At 67.6% G+C, this 16,576-nt stretch carries 15 protein-coding genes; 10 read left to right on the forward strand and 5 right to left on the reverse strand.

Features of this window, described 5'->3' with window-relative positions; all coding sequences use genetic code 11:
* The first annotated feature begins 9 nt into the window (after positions 1 to 9).
* Genes fadD1 through ACPXCG_RS17025 form a run of 3 tightly spaced genes read left to right on the forward strand, consistent with a single transcriptional unit; the run spans position 10 to position 3,655 of the window.
* On the forward strand, positions 10 to 1,620 hold the full coding sequence (fadD1, locus tag ACPXCG_RS17015; protein ID WP_425793165.1) for a fatty-acid--CoA ligase FadD1: 1,611 nt from the start codon (positions 10 to 12) through the stop codon (positions 1,618 to 1,620).
* Positions 1,617 to 2,816: an alpha/beta hydrolase family protein gene (locus ACPXCG_RS17020; RefSeq protein WP_425793166.1), complete on the forward strand. Its 1,200-nt coding sequence runs from the start codon at positions 1,617 to 1,619 to the stop codon at positions 2,814 to 2,816. Before fadD1 ends, ACPXCG_RS17020 begins: the two co-directional genes overlap by 4 nt.
* Positions 2,817 to 2,866: 50 nt before the next feature.
* Entirely contained in the window at positions 2,867 to 3,655 is a 789-nt protein-coding gene (locus ACPXCG_RS17025; protein WP_425793167.1) for an SDR family oxidoreductase, read from the forward strand.
* Between the two features lie 125 nt (positions 3,656 to 3,780).
* Here ACPXCG_RS17025 and ACPXCG_RS17030 read toward each other — a convergent pair whose 3' ends face one another.
* The gene (locus ACPXCG_RS17030) at positions 3,781 to 4,974 is read right to left on the reverse strand and encodes an acyl-CoA dehydrogenase family protein (RefSeq protein WP_425793169.1); all 1,194 of its coding nucleotides are present in this window, start codon (positions 4,972 to 4,974) and stop codon (positions 3,781 to 3,783) included.
* Between the two features lie 63 nt (positions 4,975 to 5,037).
* Between ACPXCG_RS17030 and ACPXCG_RS17035 the strand changes: the two genes are divergently transcribed.
* Together ACPXCG_RS17035 and ACPXCG_RS17040 are read left to right on the forward strand one after the other, a co-directional pair.
* The gene (locus tag ACPXCG_RS17035) at positions 5,038 to 5,370 is read left to right on the forward strand and encodes a TfoX/Sxy family protein (protein WP_425793171.1); all 333 of its coding nucleotides are present in this window, start codon (positions 5,038 to 5,040) and stop codon (positions 5,368 to 5,370) included.
* Positions 5,371 to 5,546: 176 nt separating this feature from the next.
* A complete protein-coding gene (locus ACPXCG_RS17040) occupies positions 5,547 to 6,473 on the forward strand; it encodes a type IV toxin-antitoxin system AbiEi family antitoxin domain-containing protein (protein WP_425793173.1) in 927 nt (308 codons plus the stop codon).
* A 105-nt stretch (positions 6,474 to 6,578) separates the two neighbouring features.
* On the opposite strand, the gene leuS is transcribed toward ACPXCG_RS17040, so the two are convergent.
* A complete protein-coding gene (gene leuS / locus ACPXCG_RS17045) occupies positions 6,579 to 9,449 on the reverse strand; it encodes a leucine--tRNA ligase (RefSeq protein WP_425793175.1) in 2,871 nt (956 codons plus the stop codon).
* A 119-nt stretch (positions 9,450 to 9,568) separates the two neighbouring features.
* Here leuS and ACPXCG_RS17050 point away from each other — a divergent pair, with 119 nt between their 5' ends.
* The 3 genes from ACPXCG_RS17050 to ACPXCG_RS17060 are packed head-to-tail and all read left to right on the forward strand — an operon-like array spanning position 9,569 to position 11,841.
* Complete coding sequence (locus ACPXCG_RS17050; protein WP_425793176.1) at positions 9,569 to 10,105, forward strand: SdpI family protein; 537 nt, start codon at positions 9,569 to 9,571, stop codon at positions 10,103 to 10,105.
* An 18-nt stretch (positions 10,106 to 10,123) separates the two neighbouring features.
* Entirely contained in the window at positions 10,124 to 11,119 is a 996-nt protein-coding gene (locus ACPXCG_RS17055; RefSeq protein WP_425793479.1) for a bile acid:sodium symporter family protein, read from the forward strand.
* 56 nt (positions 11,120 to 11,175) lie between these two features.
* A complete protein-coding gene (locus tag ACPXCG_RS17060; protein WP_425793481.1) occupies positions 11,176 to 11,841 on the forward strand; it encodes a helix-turn-helix domain-containing protein in 666 nt (221 codons plus the stop codon).
* Positions 11,842 to 11,859: 18 nt separating this feature from the next.
* On the opposite strand, the gene ACPXCG_RS17065 is transcribed toward ACPXCG_RS17060, so the two are convergent.
* Positions 11,860 to 13,713 carry a CocE/NonD family hydrolase gene (locus tag ACPXCG_RS17065; protein ID WP_425793178.1) on the reverse strand — a complete coding sequence of 618 codons (1,854 nt, stop codon included), beginning with the start codon at positions 13,711 to 13,713 and terminating at the stop codon, positions 11,860 to 11,862.
* A gap of 19 nt (positions 13,714 to 13,732) precedes the next feature.
* On the opposite strand from ACPXCG_RS17065, the gene ACPXCG_RS17070 reads away from it, so the two are divergent.
* Positions 13,733 to 13,915 carry a hypothetical protein gene (locus tag ACPXCG_RS17070; protein ID WP_425793180.1) on the forward strand — a complete coding sequence of 61 codons (183 nt, stop codon included), beginning with the start codon at positions 13,733 to 13,735 and terminating at the stop codon, positions 13,913 to 13,915.
* Positions 13,916 to 13,987: 72 nt separating this feature from the next.
* On the opposite strand, the gene ACPXCG_RS17075 is transcribed toward ACPXCG_RS17070, so the two are convergent.
* On the reverse strand, positions 13,988 to 14,635 hold the full coding sequence (locus ACPXCG_RS17075; RefSeq protein ID WP_425793182.1) for a YqgE/AlgH family protein: 648 nt from the start codon (positions 14,633 to 14,635) through the stop codon (positions 13,988 to 13,990).
* Between the two features lie 51 nt (positions 14,636 to 14,686).
* Here ACPXCG_RS17075 and ACPXCG_RS17080 point away from each other — a divergent pair, with 51 nt between their 5' ends.
* Positions 14,687 to 16,018, forward strand: a complete 1,332-nt coding sequence (locus tag ACPXCG_RS17080; protein ID WP_425793184.1) for an MFS transporter — start codon at positions 14,687 to 14,689, stop codon at positions 16,016 to 16,018.
* On the opposite strand, the gene ACPXCG_RS17085 is transcribed toward ACPXCG_RS17080, so the two are convergent.
* On the reverse strand, positions 15,978 to 16,568 hold the full coding sequence (locus tag ACPXCG_RS17085; RefSeq protein WP_425793186.1) for a hypothetical protein: 591 nt from the start codon (positions 16,566 to 16,568) through the stop codon (positions 15,978 to 15,980). The genes ACPXCG_RS17080 and ACPXCG_RS17085 overlap by 41 nt on opposite strands.
* Between the last annotated feature and the right edge of the window lie 8 nt (positions 16,569 to 16,576).

The following is a 16,576-nucleotide window of genomic DNA, read 5'->3' on the forward strand; positions in this document are numbered from 1 at the left end:
GGAGACCCCATGGCCGAGACCATGCAAGAACTCATCACCCGACGCGCGGACCAGCAGACGCCGGCGATCATCCATGCCACCGATGACGGGCGGATCGTGTCCGTGACATGGGCCGAATATGTCAGTCGCGCAGAGCAACACGCAGCCGTCGTTCTCGAGCGTGTCGACATCGCCAAGCCCGTGCACGTCGGCGCCCTGCTCGGCAACTCCCCGGAGATGCTCGTCGCCCTCGCCGCCGCCGCACTCGGCGGCTACGTCCTGTGCGGCATCAACAACACTCGCCGCGGCGCCGGCCTGATCACCGACCTCCGGACCGCGGACGTGCAGATCCTGCTCGTGGACGACGCCCACGAGCAACTCCTCGACAACCTCGATCTGGGCGACGTCGAAGTGATCAACGTCGACGATCCGCAATGGCAGGAAGAATGCGCGGCGGCGCCGGCATCGACGCTGCACCGGCGGGTCGAGGGTGGTGATCCGTTCATGATCATCTTCACCTCGGGCACGAGCGGCGACCCCAAGGCGGTTCTCCTCACCCATCACATGGCGGTGTTCGCCGGCGACAATCTCGTCGGCAGGTTCTCGCTCGGCGAATCCGACGTGTTGTACCTCGCGATGCCGCTGTTCCATTCCAACGGGATCATGGCGGGCTTCGCACCCGCCGTCGCGGCCGGCGGCACTATGGCGCCGGCCCGGTTCTCGGCATCCCGTTTCCTCGACGACATCCGGTCGTACCGCGCGACGTACCTGAACTACGTGGGAAAGCCCCTCGCCTACGTGCTGGCCACCCCGACTCGACCCGACGACGCCGACAACCCATTACGCGTGGCCTTCGGCAACGAGGCGTCGGATCGCGACATCGCCGAGTTCTCACAGCGTTTCGACGTTCAGGTGGTCGACGGTTTCGGCAGCACCGAGAACGCCGTCATCATCACCAGGGAAGACGGCACCCCGCCCGGATCGATCGGCCGCGGACTACCGGGCGTCGCGATCTACCGGGGTGACCCGGTCACCGAGTGCGCCCCGGCGATGTTCGACGCCGCCGGCCGGCTCACCAACCCGGACGATGCCATCGGCGAACTTGTGAACACGGCTGGTGCAGGCTTCTTCTCGGGCTACTACAACAACGAGAAGGCGAACGCGGAGCGCATGCGCGGCGGCATCTACTGGTCCGGCGATCTGGCCTACCGCGACGTCGACGGATGGATCTATCTCGCCGGCCGTACCGCGGACTGGATGCGGGTGGACGGTGAGAACCTCACCACCGCACCGATCGAACGGATCCTCTCGCGTTGCCCGCAGGTCAATCGGGTCGCGGTGTACGCCGTCGCCGACCCGGCCGTCGGCGATCAGATCATGGCGGCGGTGGTGCTGCAGGACGGGAGCGACCTGACACCCGACGAGTTCACCCGGTTCCTGTCCGAACAAGACGACCTCTCGCCGAAAGCGTGGCCCCGGTACGTGCGCGTCGGAGCCGAACTCCCCACGACCGCGACGAACAAGATCCTCAAACGAGCGCTGATCGCCGACGGGACCACCGTCGGGTCCGATGTGCTGTGGACGCGGGAGAGCCGCGGCCGTTCCTACCGAGCCGCCATCTCGTCTGTGAGGACCTCATGACCACTCGCGCTTCAGTTCGTTCTCGACGTACCTTCGCCGCGCTGGTCGCCGTCGTTGCCTCGGTGGCCACGTGCGCGGCGGTCGGCGGCGCCGCGGCTCGGCCGCCTGCCGGCTCCCCGGGTGCCGGCACTCTGCTAGATGCGCAGCCGTTGACCTCCGCCGCCGCTCTCCCCGGCGCGGCACGCACCTCCCGCATCGCGTACACCTCCGACGACGCACACGGCAAGCCGATCGTGGTGTCCGGCACCGTCGCGGTCCCCCGAGCCGCTCCCCCACGCGGCGGATGGCCGGTGATCAGCTGGGCACACGGGACGACCGGTTACGCCGACCCATGCGCGCCGTCGAGAGACACGAACACCGGACCCGAGCACGATTACCTCGGTCCGATCACCGACGTCCTCGACACCTGGGTCCGACGCGGATACGCCGTCGTGCAAACCGATTACGAGGGTCTCGGGACTCCCGGCGGGCACCCGTACATCAACGGGACGAGCGAGGCGAACGCCGTGACCGACATCGTGCGTGCCGCACGCGCGCTCAACCCGCGCATCGGCCGGAACTGGATCGCAGCCGGCCACAGCCAAGGAGGCCAGGCCGCCTTGTTCGCCGCACAGATGTCGGGAGCGCGAGCACCACAACTCTCCTTGAAGGGGGTTGTCGCCATCGCACCCGGCGGCGTCGGACTGAGTAAAACGGTCGACTTCGTCAGGAGCGGCATGCCCGGAGCCGAGGCCGCCGAATCGTTCCTGCCGCTCATCGTGCTGGGCGCCAACGCCGCCGAGCCGTCGATCAGGCCGGACGCCATCTTCACCGCGCAGACCGAACCGCTCGTGCAGGCGGCGCGGACCGGCTGCCTGGACCAGATCCGCGCCGTTACGCCGATCCCGCCCGCACAGGTTCTTCGGGCCGACGCCGACACCACGCCGCTGACCCGATATCTCGACAGTCAGGATCCCTCGCGCGCCATACCGCGGGTGCCGGTCATGATCGCCCAGGGGACGGCCGACACCTTGGTTGCCAAGACCGGAACCGATCAGCTCGTCACCACGCTGTGCGGCAGCGGAAAGCCGATCGACTACCGCATCTACTCCGGCCGCGATCACCGCGCGACAGTTCCCGCATCACTCTCTGACGCCCAGGAATTCGTGAGCTCCGTGCTGGCGGGCAGGCAGCCGGCGAACACCTGCGGGACCTGATCTCCGACGCCCCGCCGTCACCCACTCATCCCCGCCAGTAAGGAGTTCTCGTGATCCTGGATCGATTCCGCCTCGACGGAAAGGTCGCCGTCGTCACCGGCGCCGGCCGCGGTCTCGGCGCCGCCACCGCGGTCGGATTCGCGGAAGCCGGTGCCGACGTGGTGATCTCCGCTCGCACGGAAGCCGACCTGGCCGACGTCGCCGATGCCGTCGCGGCGGCCGGTCGGCGCGCCCTGGTGGTGCCCGCCGATCTGTCGACCACCGATCCCGGCGTCCTCGCCTCCGCGGCCGTCGACGAGTTCGGCCGCCTCGACATCGTCGTGAACAACGTCGGCGGCAGCTACCCGAAGCCCCTGATCGACACCAGCGTCGACGATCTCGCTCGCGCCTTCGATTTCAACGTCGCCACCGCTCACTCGCTGGTGCTGGCGGCGGTGCCGCACCTACGCCGCAGCCCCGGCGGGGGGTCGATCATCAACATCGCCTCGGCCGTCGGCCGGCTACCGGGACGCGCGTTCGTCGCGTACGGCACCGTGAAGGCCGCGCTGATCCACTACACCAAGCTGACCGCGCTCGATCTCAACCCACACATCCGGGTGAACGCGATCGCGCCGGGCTCCATCCTGACGTCGTCGCTGGAGACGGTTGCCGCCGATGACGCCCTGCGAGCCGAGATCGAGAGCCGCACGCCGCTGCGGCGATTGGGGGAACCGGCCGATATCGCCGCTGCCGCAGTCTTTCTGGCATCCGAGGCCGGAAGCTTCTTGACGGGTAAGGTGATCGAGTCGGACGGCGGCCTCATCGCGCCCAATTTCGAACTCGCCGTCGCCGACGTCTGAGGAGCCGGAACCGATGGCACACCCCCACGCCGACGACCGCGCCGCGATCGAGCAGGTCGAGTTCGCGGTGTGAGCGGTTCGATGGCTGGTTCGATGGCTGGTTCGATGGTTGAGGCGCCGAAGCGTCACTTGAGGTCGGCGCTCGACTTCCCGAGTACACGGCGCGCGATGATCAGCTGCTGAATCTGCTGGGTGCCCTCGAAGATGTCCAGGATCTTCGCGTCGCGGGCCCACTTCTCCAGCAGCATCGTCTCCGAGAAGCCCGCCGTCGCCCCGACCTCGACGGCCTTGTTGGTGATGTCGGTGACCGTGCGGCCGGCCTTGGCCTTCGACATCGACGCCTCGCTGGAGTTCGGCTCCTTGTTGTCGGCCATCCAGGCGGCACGCACCGTGTGCAACCACGATGCCTCCCAGTCGGATTCGAGGCGGATGAACTCGCACACGGAGGCATGCTGGGCGGCAGCAGGCTTGTCGTAGTCGACCGTGTGTCCGGCCTCTTCGAGCATGCGCCGCAGTTCTTCGAGCGCGGCCCGGCCGAGCCCGATGGCCATCGCGGCCACCACCGGACGCGTGTTGTCGAAGGTCTGCATGACACCGGCGAACGCCTTCCTGGTGTCCACTTCGGGTGAGCCGAGCAGGTTGCCGGCGGGGACACGGGCGTTCTCGAAGCGCAGCACCGCGGTGTCCGAAGACCGGATGCCGAGCTTGTGCTCGAGGCGGGCCACGGTGACACCCTCGGTGGTCATCGGCACGACGAAGCTCTTGATCGCGGCCCGGCCGGCGTTGCGGTCGACGGTCGCCCAGACCACGACGTGATCGGCACGAGAGCCCGCGGTGACGAAGATCTTCTCGCCGTTGATGACGTACTCGTCGCCGTCGCGGGTCGCCGTCGTCGACACGGCTGCCGAGTCGGAGCCGAAGCTCGGCTCGGTGATGGCCATTGCCGCCCACACCCCGGAGAACTTCTCGAGTTGCTCCTCGGTGGCCACGGCGGCGATTGCCGCATTGCCCAGCCCCTGGCCGGGGATCGAGAGCAGCAACCCGACATCTCCCCAGCTCATCTCTCGAGCCGAGATGAGGGCACGCATGTTCGGGCCGTTGTGAGACGGCGCGTCGGCGTCGGCGGTGTCACCGTCGGACTCCTTCTCCTTCGACCGCGCCTGCTTGGCGAGTTTGCCCAGCTCATCGAGCTCGGTGGGGTACTCGTGCTCACCCTTGTCGTACTTGCGCGAGATGGGCCGGAAAATGTGCTCCGCCGCGAGGTGGGTGCGCTCGACCGTCGGGTCAAATGTCGACGGGAGCTCCAGGTTGATCGCCATGCCGACATCTTACTCATCGGTAAGTTCTTTTCCAACCCTCCCGACGGGCTTACTCTCGACTCCGTGGCCTACGACGACGACCTCGCCTACCGGATTCGCGGGATGCTGGCCGCCGAATGCGGACTGGACGAGAAGTCGATGTTCGGCGGCCTCGCATTCCTCATCAACGGCAACATGGCCATCGCCGCGAGCGGCCAGGGCGGGCTGATGGTGCGGGTTCCACCCGAGGAGACCGAGGTGCTGCTGGAGTTCGATCACACCGCGCCCATGGTCATGTCCGGTCGCGAGACCCGCGGCTGGCTGCGCATCTCCGGCGACGGCATCCGCACCCAACGCCAACTGCAGCGCTGGGTGGCCATCGGCGCCGATTACGCCCGCAAACTCCCGCCCAAATAACCGCCCCGCCGCTCCATCCCCGCCGGTCCCGTCCGTCCGGTCCCGCTCGTCCGGTCCCGCGCTCGCAAACGCGCAGTTCGTGCGTCCCCGCGCACGTCGCGACGTGCGCGACATCTCAGCGGGTGCGCGGATGCTTCGGGATGAAACCTGCCGAGGCCAGCGTGCGTCCTATCCCCGTGACCGTATTTCCGACCGACCGCCACGGACTCGTCCATCGCCTTCGCGCGCTTGCCTCCGGGTTCACCGACACCGACCTCGTCCGGGCACAACGCTGCGGAGAACTGATCCGGGTGATCTCGGGTGTCTATGCCGTCGCCGCCGAACGCACCCCGGAACAGCTCCATCGTCTACGGGCGATCGCCGTGCTCGCCTCGACCGAACCGGACCACACACTGAGCCATCAATCAGCAGCGACGCTGCACGACCTCCCGATGCTCACACCGAATCTGCGTCGGGTCCACGTGACCACGGGCTCCCGGTCGGGCGGTCATCGCAGTACGACGCGGCACGCCCATGTCGGCACGCTCACGCCTGCGGAGGTGGAGACCGTCGACGGAGTGCGCGTGACCTCCGTGGAGCGAACTGCCGTCGACATCGCATGCACCAGCACGATGGGTTTCGCAGGTGCGCTCGCCGTGTTCGATGCCGCGCTCCGTCGCGGGGCGGACCGGGAACTGATGTCGACCATGCTCGGCAGGCGACGACGCGGGATCACGCAAGCACGCCGAGCTCTGCTGCACGCCGACCCCGGCGCCGAGAATCCCGGCGAATCGTGGGGCCGAGCCCAGATGATCGAGGCCGGGCTGCCGGTGCCACGTCTGCAGCACGAGTTTCACGATGCAGACGGAAACCTCGTCGCCCGAACGGATTACGACTGGTCGGCACTCCTGGTCGGCGAGTTCGACGGCGACGTCAAGTATCGCAAGCACCTACGGCCCGACGAGACTCCGTTCGACGCGATGAAACGGGAGAAGGAACGCGAAGATGCGTTGCGCCGACTGGGGATCATGGTTGTCCGCTGGACCTGGAAGGATCTCGAGAAGGGGCGCGTCGTCGGCCTCATCCGCGAGTGGCTGGCCCGGTTGCAGTTGATCGCGGCCTGAGCTCCCAGAGCCAACCGCGCACCGCGCAGGTCCCCGCGCACGTCGCGACGTGCGCGGGTGCGCAGCAAGTGCGCGTTCACGGCCAGTGCGGTGAGACGCGGCGGCCTAGGGGACGACGTTGACCATGCGCCCCGGCACGACGATGACCTTGCGGGGCTCGCCGTCGAGCAGCGGCGCGATCTTCTCGTCGGCCAGCGCGGCGGCTCGCACGGTCGCCTCGTCGGCGTCCGCGGCAACGGTGATCCGGCTGCGCACCTTGCCCTTGACCTGGATGGGGATCTCGATCGTGTCCTCGACCAGCCACTTCTCCTCGGCCTCGGGGAACGGGCCCCGCGCCAGCAACGTCTGATGCCCGAGCCGATGCCAGAGCTCCTCGGCGACGTGCGGGGCCAGCGGAGCCAGCATGACGACCAACGGCTCCACGGCCGCGCGTGGAGCACCCGACTTCTCGAAGTTCTTGGTCAGGTGATTGGTCAGCACGGTCAGTTTCGCGACCGCGGTGTTGTTGCGCAGCTCGGCGTAGTCCTCGCGCACACCGGCGATCGTCTTGTGCAGCAGTCGCTTGGTGTCGTCGTCGAGTTCCTCGTCGGTGTAACGCACCGAGCCCGATTCCTCGTCCACCACCAGCCGCCAGATCCGCTGCAGGAACCGCTGCGACCCGACCACATCCTTGGTGGCCCACGGCCGGGACTGGTCCAGCGGCCCCATGAACATCTCGTAGACCCGCAGCGTGTCCGCGCCGTAGTCACGGCAGATGTCATCGGGCGCAACGGAGTTCTTGAGGGACTTGCCCATCTTGCCGTATTCCTGGGTGACCGGCTCGCCGTTGTAGAAGTACCCACCGTCGCGTTCGGTGACCTCGTCGGCAGGCACGTAGATGCCCCGCGCGTCGGTGTACGCATACGCCTGGATCATGCCCTGGTTGAACAGCTTTCGATACGGCTCGCGGCTCGTCACGTAGCCGAGATCGAAGAGCACCTTGTGCCAGAACCGCGAATACAGCAGATGCAGCACCGCATGCTCCACACCGCCGATGTACAGGTCGAGCCCGCCCGGATCGTCGGAGCCGTGCTCAGCCGGCCGCGGCCCCATCCAATAGGCCTCGTTCTCCTTGGCGCAGAACGTGTCCTCGTTGGTGGGGTCGATGTAGCGCAACTGATACCAGGAACTGCCCGCCCACTGCGGCATCACGTTCGCGTCGCGGGTGTAGGTCTTGACACCGTCACCCAGATCGAGGTCGACGGTCATCCAGTCGGTGGCCTTGGCCAGCGGCGGCGACGGCTCACTGTGCTCGTCGTCGGGGTCGAACGACACCGGCGCGTAATCGTCGACCTCCGGGAGCTCCACGGGCAGCATCGATTCGGGCAGTGCATGCGCGTTGCCGTCCTCGTCGTAGACGATCGGGAAGGGCTCGCCCCAGTAGCGCTGTCGGGCGAACAGCCAGTCGCGGAGCTTGTACTGGATGGTGCCCCGGCCGGTCCCCTGCTCCTCCAACCATTCAACGATCCTGGCCTTCGCTTCGTCGATCTGCAGGCCGTCGAGGAAGCCGGAGTTCACCGCGGGACCGTCCCCGGTGAAGGCGTCGGTCCCGATGCCCTGGTCGGAGCCGATGACCTCACGGATCGGCAGGCCGAACACCGTCGCGAACTCGTAGTCGCGGGTGTCGTGCGCGGGCACCGCCATGATGGCTCCGGTGCCGTAGCCCATCAGCACATAGTCGGCGATGAACACCGGGATCTGTTCGCCGTTCACCGGATTCGTCGCGAAGGCGCCGGTGAACACACCGGTCTTCTCCTTGTTCTCCTGGCGCTCGAGATCCGACTTGGCCCCGATCGCCGTCCGGTAGGCCTTGATCGCCTCCGTCGGATCGACCGCGCCACCGGTCCAGCGCTCGTCGGTGCCGGTCGGCCAGGCTTCGGCGGTCAGCGTGTCGACCAGGTCGTGCTCGGGTGCGAGCACCATATAGGTGGCGCCGAACAGCGTGTCGGGCCGGGTGGTGAAGACCTCGACGGCGTGGTCGCCGGCCGCAAACGTCACCTGCGCGCCCCGGGACCGGCCGATCCAGTTGCGCTGCATGGTCTTGACCTTGTCCGGCCAGTCGAGCAGGTCCAGGTCGTCGAGCAGACGATCCGAGTACGCGGTGATGCGCATCATCCACTGCCGCAGGTGCTTGCGGAACACCGGGAAGTTGCCGCGATCGCTGCGGCCGTCGGCGGTGACCTCTTCGTTGGCGAGCACCGTACCCAGTCCGGGGCACCAGTTGACCAGCGAATCACTCTCGTAGACAAGGCGGTACGAGTCGATCAGGGTGTTCCGCTCCGTCGGGGTCAGCGCCGACCACTGCCGGCCGCCCCCGACTTCGCGCGTGCCCGAATCGAATTCGTCGACCAGCTCGGCGATTCGACGCGCCCTGCGCTGGTCGGTGTCGTACCAGGCGTTGTAGATCTGGAGGAAGATCCACTGCGTCCAGCGGTAGAACTCGACGTCGGTCGTGGCGACGCGGCGGCGCTCGTCATGTCCCAGACCCAACCGGCGGATCTGGCCCAGATAGCGCTCGATGTTGGCTTCGGTGGTGGTCCGCGGGTGCGTGCCGGTCTGGACCGCGTACTGCTCGGCCGGCAGCCCAAAGGCGTCGAAGCCCATCGTGTGCAGCACGTTCTTGCCGGTCATCCGCTGGTACCGCGCGAACACGTCGCTGGCGATGAAGCCCAAGGGGTGGCCGACGTGCAGCCCCGAACCCGACGGGTACGGGAACATGTCCTGGATGAAGACCTTCGCCTCGGCGTCCGCTCCGGTTCCGCCGAACGCCGCCAGATCCCCGGCGAGCGGTCCCACCGGATTGGGGGCCTCGTACGCGTGCTGGTCCGCCCAGTTTCGCTGCCACCGCGCCTCGATCTCTCCGGCGAGCTCCGCCGTGTACCGATGGCCGGGTAGGCCGGCGTCCGGGGCGGTGCGGGCAGAATCAGCTGAAGTCACCCGACCAGCGTAAATCCTCGGTTCGGCGATGTTGTCGACGGGGAGTGGTCTCGACTGTCGCCGACACGACGCCCGGTGCGTGACAACGGTCGATTCGGTCTGCTACGACGGTCGGTCGTATGGTGGTCGATGTGATCGTCCTGTCTGTCGTCGCTGCTGTGGTCGTCTTCGCGCTCGCCGCGATGTGGCTCGTGGTCGGCGGGCTGGGTATCGCCGGTCGTCTCCCCCGCAATCGCTGGCTGGGTGTCCGTAGCGACGAGTCCATGCGGTCCGACGAGGCATTTCAGGTGGCCAACCGAATGGCCGCGCCCGGTTTGTTCGCCGCCGCCGGCATCCTCGTGCTCAGCGGGATCGTCACACTCGGCATCGGCGGGTACTGGTCGCTCGCCTTCGCGGTCGTCGGAGTGGTCGCCGCGCTGTTCGTGGTCGGCCTGGTCAGTGCCTACGGGGTCCGCGCCGCTGCCGCGGTACCTGCCGACGACGACGGTTGCTCGTGCTGTTCCGGACACGATCATGACGGTCCGGCTGCCGATATTGTTCACACCTCAGCCGACAGCACTGCCGACGAGACTGCTGCCGCAGCCGCTTGCGGTACCTCGAGCTGCGGGGCGTGCAGCCTCCGCGCCGTCTGCTCCAACGAGTCCGCCCAGGCCTGAGAGCCGGTGTCGTCTCCCCTGGCGGTCGTCCGTGGGCTGCTGAACCGCTCCCCGGTCGACGGCTTCGTCCTGGCCATCCTCGGCACGGTGCTGCTGGCGGCGTTCCTACCCGCGCGAGGCGCCGCCGCCGACGTCCTCGACTGGGTCGTCGTCGCTGCGATCGCACTGCTGTTCTTCCTCTACGGCACACGGCTGCATCCGCGCGAAGCCATCGAGGGCCTCAAACACTGGCGGCTGCACCTGACCATCTTGGCGTTCACCTTCGTGGTGTTCCCGCTCGTGGGCCTGGTCCTCCGCCCGCTGGTCGAGCCGATCGTCGGTGCGGATCTCGCCACCGGCCTGCTGTTCCTGTGTCTCGTGCCCTCCACCGTGCAGTCGTCGATAGCGTTCACCTCGATCGCCCGCGGGAACGTACCTGGCGCGATCGTGAGCGCGTCGGCGTCCAACATTCTCGGTGTCGCGTTGACGCCGCTGCTGGTCGTCGCGCTGATGACCACCCAGAACGGCGTACAGATCGACGCGACGTCGGTGTTCAAGATCCTCGGCCAGATCCTTGTCCCGTTCATCCTCGGGCAGTTCGCCCGCCCGTGGGTCGGCGCCTTCTTCTCCCGGCACGCCCGGGCCACCAAGCTCGTCGACCGAGGTTCGATCGTGCTGGTCGTCTACTCCGCATTCAGCGAGGGCGTCCGCGAGGGCATCTGGTCGATGGTCGACGCGGCGCAGGTCATCGCGGTGGCCGCGATCGCGGTGGTGCTGGTCACGGTGATGCTGGTGGTGACCCGATGGGTTCCGCGGCGCCTCGGATTCGACCGGGCCGACGTCATCGCCATCCAGTTCTGCGGTACCAAGAAGAGTCTCGCCACCGGACTTCCGATGGCGACGGTGCTGTTCGCCGGCCCGACGGTCGGCCTGATCGTGCTTCCGTTGATGATCTTCCATCAGATCCAGCTCATCCTGTGTTCCTGGCTGGCGACGCGGTACAGCCGAGAGTCAAAAGCGGTCGCCGCGCCCTGAGCGCTTGTCCACTGTCAGGAAACAATGTTCGCTAGACTGCCGACATGACAGCCGACATGACAGCCGACATCTCGAAGACCGTCGACGACACCGGAGATCCGGCACCGGTCCAGCGTGAGGTCGTCGGGGACCCGCCCACCGGTGGCGATCTGGAAGCCGCCATCGCCCATCAGGTCCGTCTCCTCCGGCGCAACGCAGGCATGTCGGTGGCCGACATGGCAGCCAAGGTCGGCATCTCCAAAGCGATGCTCTCGAAGATCGAGAACGCCCAGACCTCGTGCAGCCTGACCACTCTCGCGCGCCTCGCCGCAGGCCTCGACGTCCCGGTCACCTCGCTGTTCCGCGGCGCCGACGTGGAGCGGGAGGCGGTCTACACCGAGTCGGGAAAGGGCGCGGTGATCGTCGGTCGGGGTACCCGCGTCGGCCACCACTACGAGCTCCTCGGCGCGCTGCGCGGTCAGCACAAGCGCCTCGAGCCCGTCCTGGTCACGCTTGCCGACGACAGCGAGGTGTTTCCCCCCTTTCAACACCCGGGCACCGAACTCCTCTACATGCTCGAGGGAGTGATGGTCTACGGGCACGGAAACGCCGAGTACACCCTGCGACCGGGCGACTGTCTGTTGCTCGACGGCGAGGGCATCCACGGCCCGCACGATCTGGTGCGACTGCCCATCCGGTTCCTCGCGGTGACCGCATATCCGGACAACCACGAGGCGGAGTGACCAGGCGCGGCGGCCGCGCTACGAGATCGGCGTCGACAGCGGGAGGTTCACGAAGCTCGGCCGCTGCGGGTCGAGTTGGATGTGCTGCGGCTTCAGTTGTGACTCGTTCAGCAAGGGGCGCAAGGGAAGTCCGCGCGGCACGTTCATTGCGAATACGTCGACGCGCAAGCGATGGCCCGGCTTGATCAGCGCCTCGGTCGGCAGCAGCCCGATGTCGACGCCCACCGGCGTTCCCGGGGTCACCCGCTGCCGCGAGGCCAGGGTCAGATTGTAGAACGGATCGATCACGTCGCCATTCGGCGCGAACTGCGACCGTGACCGATCGTAACCTCGCAACGACGCCATCACCTGCCCGGAACTGATCACCTTCGACGTCCCGTCCGGCGCAACATCGTTGAGCGTCGCCGTCCAGTAACCGTCGGTCGCATCCATGACCGTGTTGAGGTGCAGGTTGGTGTAGCCGGACACGCTGCGTGTGGTCCGCATCGGCGAGGTGGTGAAGGTGAGCGCGTTGCGTTCCGGGATCCGGGCATCCTTGGCGCAGAACGGGAACAGGGCGAGCGCACCGGCCGTCTGCTGTGCGGAGTCCCGCGAGCAGAGTGTGAGGAGTCCGGGTGAGACGGTCATCCGGCCACGCGTCGCCGGGGTGGCGGTGGTGAGGCTCCCGTCCCGCACCGCGTAGGGCGCGGTTCCGCTGCGCCGGTCACCGAGGTAGAGGCGTTGTCGCGACATCCCGGCCCGCGGGAACTGCTGGGCCGAGATCCACGGATCCCCGACCTGCTTGAGGTTCACCGGCCCATAGGAGTCGACCTTGTTGTCGATTCCCTTGAGCCACTTGTCGAACCACGCCTTCTGCAGCACGTCCAGGCGCGGGGGCGTCCCGCCACGGCCCTGCTGTCCACCGCCGATCGTCAGGTGATAACCGTCGCCCATTATGAGCTGCTTCTGCCCGGGCGGCAACGGGATCTTGTTGTACATCCGCACTTCACTGTTGGTGAAGAGGTCGAACCAGCCACCGTAGATGAGGGTGGGGGTGGTGATCCGTTCGGCGTTGTCCTGCCACGTCTTTCGGGGTTCGGAATTGTCGGTGAGCAGCTCGTCGAGCTCCGGCGGGACCGACTTGACGTCCGGGGTCACCAGCGCCGCCAACAGCTGCGGATAGAACGTGAGCGGGTCGGCGATCCGGTCGGCCAACCATTTCCAGTCGAAGGTGCCATTGAGCATCGACGCCACGTTCGGCACGAGCTTGGTGGTGTTGACCAGCGTGAGCCACATCGGCAGAAAACCGACCCCGAGCGCCCCGCCGGGCGCGACGATGTCGCGGATCAGGTCACCGCCCGGCTCCACCGGGAAGATCGCCTTGAGCGCCTCCGGGTTCTTGTTGGCGGCCTGGATCTGGTTGATCGCCGAATACGAGACCCCGGACATGCCGACCCTGCCGTTCGACCAGCGTTGCCGGGCCGCCCAGTCGATCACCTCCGTCGTGTCGGCCTGTTCCCGGCCCTGGAAGACATCCCACTTCCCCTGCGAGAAGCCGGTGCCGCGGACGTCCACGACCACCTGGGTGTACCCACTGCGCACCAGGTCGAGGTCGACCATGAAGGTCTTCGCGCCGCCGTCTCGGAGGGTGTTGGTGAGCTGCGAGATGTCGGCGATGTCGCGGATCGGCGTGGCCACCTGGTTGACGGCCGTCACGAGCTGCCTCAGGAGCGGTTCGAGAACCGGATGCTGGGTCACCGCGGCGCCCACCGCGGTGATCAGCTTGGTGTACGGCGTCATGTTGACGATCACCGGATTGCGTTTCGTGGTCGCGCGGCCGGCGCCGTTGGCGGGCCGATAGACGTTGGCGCGCAGTATGGTTCCGTCGCTCATCCGAATCGGGACGTCCCAGGTGACCGCGACCCCCGCATACGGCTGCCTGCCGTCGTGGGACGCGGCCCAACCGGCCGCCGCCGCGCCACCGGTCGGCGTCGACGGCGCCGCACCCGCCGTCGCCGGAACCGCCAACATCGCCACGAGGATCCCGAAGATCCCGCTGATCATCCCCACCCGCACGCCATCGACCCCCGTCTGACTGGACCAAGCGTCCAAAACCTAGCAGAGACGGTGTGCCACGTCACCCACTATCGCGGATGTGCGGATCGACTCAGTTACGTGTCACGTCGATCGGATGCGAAGCGAGCAGCGGCATCGGCCACGGTTGCCGGCGGAGAACGTCGGCCCACAGATCAGCGGTCGGCGGCACGAGCAGATCCGTGGCCAGCGCCGACGCCAGCATCCAACTGTTCTGTTCGAGCTCGCCGTCGAGCTGGCCGATGCCCCAGCCCGAGTAGCCCGCGAACACCCGGACACCGACGAGGACCTCGGACAACACCTCCGGGTCACCGTCGAGATCGACGAGGGCGACCCGACCGTTCAATGGCCGGATGGCCTCGTACCCGCTGATGTCCGCGCCGAGTTTCACCACCCCGAGGCACAGGGCTGCGTCCTGCTTGACGGGGCCGCCGATGAACAACGCCCGGGGCGACGCCGAGAGATCCGACCACTGCGGCAGCAAGTTGTGCACGGCGGTCTGGCTCGTCCGGTTCAGGACCACACCGAGACTGCCGGCGTCGTTGTGCTCCATGACGTAGATGACCGTTCGGGCGAACGTCGGTTCCAGGAGATCCGTCGATGCGAGGAGCAGGGTCCCTGGCCGGACCCGTCCGGCCGACGATATGTCGCGCGCGGCGTCCGGTGCGCCCTCCGAGTAGAACTCGGGGGTCGGTTCCTCTGAATCGTCGCCGCCGGCCACCCACACATCATCGCATGGCAGCGCCGTTCAGGTCGGTAGTCTGGATCAGTGATGTCAGGCTTGCAGCATGCCACCCCCGGTGTACGAGGGTTCGTTCGCTCGCTCGCGCATTCACCCGGACTCGGGCGCCTCCTCGCGGTCCGCCTGACCAGCCAGATCACCGACGGCGTCTTCCAGGCCGCGCTCTTCGGTGCCATCCTGTTCAACCCCGAGCGGCACGCCGATCCCCTCGCCATCGCAGGCGGCCTGGCCGTGTTGCTGCTCCCGTACTCCGTGATCGGTCCGTTTGCCGGGGCCCTCCTCGACCATTGGGACCGACGCCACGTCCTGATGTATGCCAACGTGATTCGGGCCGCCATGATCGGGCTCGTCGCAGTTGCGATCGCCGTCGGCGCGACAGACACCGTCGTGCTGATCGGCGCCCTGGCGGTGACCGGGGCGAGCAGGTTCGTGGCCTCCGGTCTGTCCGCCGGGCTGCCGCACGTGGCACACCGCGACGTCATCGTCGCGACCAATGCTCTGTTCACGACCCTGGGAGCAGGCATGCTCGCCGTCGGTGCGGGCATCGCCGCGGTGTTGCGTGCATTGTTCGGCCCGGACAATTCCGGCAGCGCCCTGACCACCCTCGGCGGTGTGGTGATCGCCCTGATCGCCGGGGCACTGGCCCACGGCTTCACGCGACTCCAACTGGGTCCCGACGAACCCGACGATCCGGGGCGGTCGGCACTGCACGCGGTGACCGTCGGGTTGCTGCACGGCGCCCGGGCGGTCGCCGGGTCACGCACGGTGTCGGCCGCGCTGTCTGCGATAGGCGCCCATCGCCTCGTCTTCGGCATGAACACCCTGATGCTTCTGGTGATCAGCAAGCACGCCGGTGCCGGCGACGGGCTCGCCGGCGTGAGCCTGGTCGCCGGGTTCACCGCGGGCGGCGCCCTGCTCGCCGCCTTGGTCACGCCTTACTCGGTGGACCGGATCGGCCGGAAGACGACGTTGATCGTCGCGTTGCTCGTCGGTGCCGCGGCCGAGGCCTCCCTGGTGACCTTCAACCCCGTGGTCCTCTGTATCTCCGCGTTCGTGCTGGGCCTGATCGGACAGGTCGCCAAACTCTGCGGTGACGTCGCCATGCAGGTGGACATCGGCGACGCGGTGCGCGGACAGGTGTTCTCCGTTCAGGACGCCGTCTTCAACATCGCCTACGTCGGTGCGGTCACCCTGGCGGCCGTCGCGATCCCCGACGACGGCAAGTCGGTGGCACTCGTGGTCTTCGGAACCGTGCTCTACGTGATCGGCTCGCTCGTGGTCCGCGTCGTCCACACCCCGTACCACCCACGCCACGAGGCGCTCAGCGGCGGTCGAATCGAGGCGAACGGGAGTCACAACTGACGTCGGCCACGCCGTCACCGTCGTCGTCGATCAGCACGTGATCGAATCGCCCATCGGCGTCGTCGTCGACATAGAGCCGATGCGCCACCGGTATCCCGGCCCGGCGATCGCCGGTCATCTCGATGTCGGCGGTGCCGTCGCCGTCGAGATCCTCTGACCGGACCACGGTGGCATCCATCGTCGATGCGGCCGGAGCGGGACGGGGCGGCGGGGCATCGACCCGGCCCGCCGCCGGTGGATTCTCCGGGGCGTGCCCGACCGGTGGTTCACCGACTGACACATCCTCGGTTCGTTCGCCCCACACCCCGGCACCGTTGTCGCGGTAGTGGTGGTCTGGGCGGCCGTCGTCGTCGGTGTCGATCGCGACGACGTCGGCGGTACCGTCGCCGTCGGTGTCCCACATCGCATCGTCACGACGACCGTCGCCGTCGAAATCCAGCCGGACCGCGTCGGCCGTCCCGTCGCCGTCGAGGTCGACGTCCGCGGCCGACACCCACGACGTGGTGTGACCGTCGCCGGTTCCGAAGAGGTAGTCGATCGCGGAATCCATGTCGTTTG

This window comes from Gordonia sp. DT218 (assembly GCF_049847105.1).
GTDB lineage: Bacteria > Actinomycetota > Actinomycetes > Mycobacteriales > Mycobacteriaceae > Gordonia.

What these genes read in the sequence shown, in the direction of transcription:
- fadD1 (WP_425793165.1), top strand. Translation starts at nt 10, where the DNA reads ATGGCCGAGACCATGCAAGAACTCATCACCCGACGCGCGGACCAGCAG.
- ACPXCG_RS17020 (WP_425793166.1), top strand. Translation starts at nt 1,617, where the DNA reads ATGACCACTCGCGCTTCAGTTCGTTCTCGACGTACCTTCGCCGCGCTG.
- ACPXCG_RS17030 (WP_425793169.1), bottom strand. Translation starts at nt 4,974, where the DNA reads ATGGCGATCAACCTGGAGCTCCCGTCGACATTTGACCCGACGGTCGAG.
- ACPXCG_RS17050 (WP_425793176.1), top strand. Translation starts at nt 9,569, where the DNA reads ATGGTGGTCGATGTGATCGTCCTGTCTGTCGTCGCTGCTGTGGTCGTC.
- ACPXCG_RS17060 (WP_425793481.1), top strand. Translation starts at nt 11,176, where the DNA reads ATGACAGCCGACATCTCGAAGACCGTCGACGACACCGGAGATCCGGCA.
- ACPXCG_RS17065 (WP_425793178.1), bottom strand. Translation starts at nt 13,713, where the DNA reads ATGAGCGACGGAACCATACTGCGCGCCAACGTCTATCGGCCCGCCAAC.
- ACPXCG_RS17080 (WP_425793184.1), top strand. Translation starts at nt 14,687, where the DNA reads ATGTCAGGCTTGCAGCATGCCACCCCCGGTGTACGAGGGTTCGTTCGC.
- ACPXCG_RS17085 (WP_425793186.1), bottom strand. Translation starts at nt 16,568, where the DNA reads ATGGATTCCGCGATCGACTACCTCTTCGGAACCGGCGACGGTCACACC.